The 2,556-nt window shown below is 66.3% G+C and carries 3 protein-coding genes; all 3 read right to left on the reverse strand.

What is annotated here, in order from left to right:
• Window positions 1-39: 39 nt before the first annotated feature.
• The 3 genes from QOD90_RS20625 to QOD90_RS20635 all read right to left on the reverse strand — a co-directional run bounded on the left by QOD90_RS20625 (window position 40) and on the right by QOD90_RS20635 (window position 2,554).
• The gene (locus QOD90_RS20625) at window positions 40-840 is read right to left on the reverse strand and encodes an acyl-CoA thioesterase (protein ID WP_526352688.1); all 801 of its coding nucleotides are present in this window, start codon (window positions 838-840) and stop codon (window positions 40-42) included.
• Between the two features lie 48 nt (window positions 841-888).
• A complete protein-coding gene (locus QOD90_RS20630; protein WP_526352689.1) occupies window positions 889-1,539 on the reverse strand; it encodes a TetR/AcrR family transcriptional regulator in 651 nt (216 codons plus the stop codon).
• A gap of 211 nt (window positions 1,540-1,750) precedes the next feature.
• The gene (locus tag QOD90_RS20635; protein ID WP_526352690.1) at window positions 1,751-2,554 is read right to left on the reverse strand and encodes an acyl-CoA dehydrogenase family protein; all 804 of its coding nucleotides are present in this window, start codon (window positions 2,552-2,554) and stop codon (window positions 1,751-1,753) included.
• Window positions 2,555-2,556 lie beyond the last annotated feature (2 nt).

Genomic DNA, 2,556 nt, shown 5'->3' on the forward strand with positions numbered 1-2,556 from the left:
AGAAGCACCGTCGACGTTCGCAAGAGTAGACAGCACAGGTCAATTCGCGATGCGGAGGAGAGCCTCCTGGGCGTACGACGCGACGAGGGAGCCGTCGTCGGTGAGCAGGTCGCCGCGGCCGAAGCTGCGACCGTGGGCGAGTATCGGGCTGTGCTGGCGCAGCAGCATCCATTGGTCGCATGCGAACGGCCGGTGGAACCACACGGTGTGACTGGTCACCGCCGAGGTGAACTGGGTGCCGTTGCCGGTCTGGCTCAGCCCATCCATCGGCCGTACCGCCGTGCCGATCAGCGTGAGGTCCGTTGCGTACGCGGCGAGCGCGGGCGCGAGGTCTGCGTCGACCGGTGGGGTGCGCATCCATACCTCGAGCTCGGGAGGTCCACTGGTTGGCGCATTGAGGTCGACGACCGACCGTGTCTCCCAGGGAATCAGGTCGAGGCCCACCTCGTGTTCGGGGCCCAGCGGCGCGCCGACCGGGTCGACGGTCTGCAGCGCGGGGCCGTCCTCGGCGACGTGCATCGAGATCGACGCGGTGCCGATCGGGCCCTTGCCCTGCGCGGCGGTGATCGACAGCGTCGCGAACGACCGACCCTCGTGATGGACGGTTACGTCGTACTCGACGGGTTCGTCGGCGCGACCCTCCCGCGGAAAGAGCGCGTGAAGTGACTTCACGTCCTTCTCGGGGCATACCAGTTCGGCCGCCCGCACGAACTGGGCGAGAAGCTGACCGCCGAACACGCGGTGATACTCGAGGTGTTGATTGCGGGCGGTGAAGTGGTTACCGAATCGCTTCGGACCGATGTCGAGACAGTCGAGCAGGTCGGACCAGAGGTCGGGCACGCGCTGAGTGTAAGCGAAATTCTGCCCGGCTGAGAACGTAATTCTCAGCTAGCCGGAGGCGAAACCACGAGCGCAGAAGTCCCAAACTTCGTCGGCCGAAATTGGCTTGACGGTCGCGTCGTCCGAGCCGCTCGACTGCGCGACGAACATCACCGTCTGCATGGTCATGGCCGCCATGCGCTTCGGATTGACGTCCTTGCGGAGGACCCCGGCGTCGGAGGCGTGTTCCATCAACTCCGTGAGCAGCGCGACCAGCGGAGCGTGCGCGATCTTGACCTCGGATGGGTGCGAGACCAGCAGGCGGGGGGCGAAATCCGTGAAGAGTGGTCGCTTGGCGGCCGGGTCGGGGCGCGACGATTCGAAGAGCAGTTGAACGGCGACCTTGAGCGCCTCGAGCGGATCGGCCTGGCTGGCCGTCGCGGCGCGGATCTGGTCGGCGGAGCGACTGAGTGCGTCCTCGAAGAGTGCGAGCAGCAGTTCGTGTTTGCCGTCGAACTGCAGGTAGAAGCTTCTCAGCGACTGGCGTGAGCGGTCGACGACCTCCTGGACGGTGAAGTCGGTGCTGCCCTTTTCGATGATGATGGCCTGGGCCGCGTCGAGGAACCGCTGCACCCGCTGGGCCGCCCGCAATTTAGCGGTCTTTATGGAGCGTTCGACTGCGCGTTGCTTCCACGCCGGTTCCTCGCTGGGGCTGGTCACCGTCACCTCGGAGCCACGCCGATCAGGGAGAACATGGATGAACTGTACCGGAGTTCGCTTGGGCATCGTTGTCCTAGACCCCCTCGCGGCAACCGTGTCCGAGATTGGAACTTCCTCATGACGAGAATAGTATTCTCATCCGCGTCTTTGCGACAGCCTTGGCTGGAAAGTCAGCGTTCCATCGCCCGAGGTGGGTCAGCGATGACCCCGGTCAGAGGTTGACGAGACGCGGGGCCGAGCCGCGAGCCCGCAACCCCGATCCCGCCTTGCGGGTGAGTTCTCTGGAGCGACCGAGCAGACCGTCGAGAACGAGTGCCCGCTTCACGTGATGCTGTAGCTCGTGCTCGGCGGTGAAACCAATGCCGCCCAGGACCTGCTGGCAGTGTTTTGCGGCGGTCAGCGCAGCCTTGCCTGCGGCGGCCTTGGCCAGCAGCCCCGTCAGGTCCACGTTGGCCACGCCGGGCAGGTCGAGCGTCGCCTCGGCTCCTTCGATGGCCACCAGCGTCTCGGCCAGCCGATGCCGAACCGCCTGAAATCCGGCGATGGGCCTGCCAAACTGCACGCGGTCCAGCGCATGCTGGCGGGCCAGGGTCAGCATCGCCCTTGCCGTGCCGACCAACCACCATCCCAGCGCGCGCCGGGCCTCGCACAGTCGCATCGTCTGGCCGTCGGGCACCTGGCGAAGCGGCAGTCCGCCCAGCGTCGTAGCGCTGGCTTCGCCGCTACGCTCCCACACGACCCAGTTGCCGCCGGTGTACGGCAACGGCGGCGTTCCGCCGGGCACCCCCTCGATGACCTCGAGCATGACGTCGTTCAGAACCGATGCGTGCGAACCGGTTTCGCCCAGCAACCGGAACACCAGCGGTATCGCCACGTCCGGGACGTCGCTCAGCATCTCGGCCCAGCCCAGTTCGGCCAGGGCGGCGTCGAGTTTGGCGCCCGAGGCCGACAGCATGGTCTTGCGCAGTGCGTCCTCGAGCAGACCCAGTGACTCGGAGTCGAAGTCGTCGTCCATGA

Origin of the sequence: Mycobacterium sp., assembly GCF_032161845.1 — a bacterium.
Taxonomy (GTDB): domain Bacteria; phylum Actinomycetota; class Actinomycetes; order Mycobacteriales; family Mycobacteriaceae; genus Mycobacterium.

Excerpts from the sequence above, each read along its gene's own strand:
- QOD90_RS20635 (WP_526352690.1), bottom strand. The coding sequence starts at position 2,554 with ATGGACGACGACTTCGACTCCGAGTCACTGGGTCTGCTCGAGGACGCA.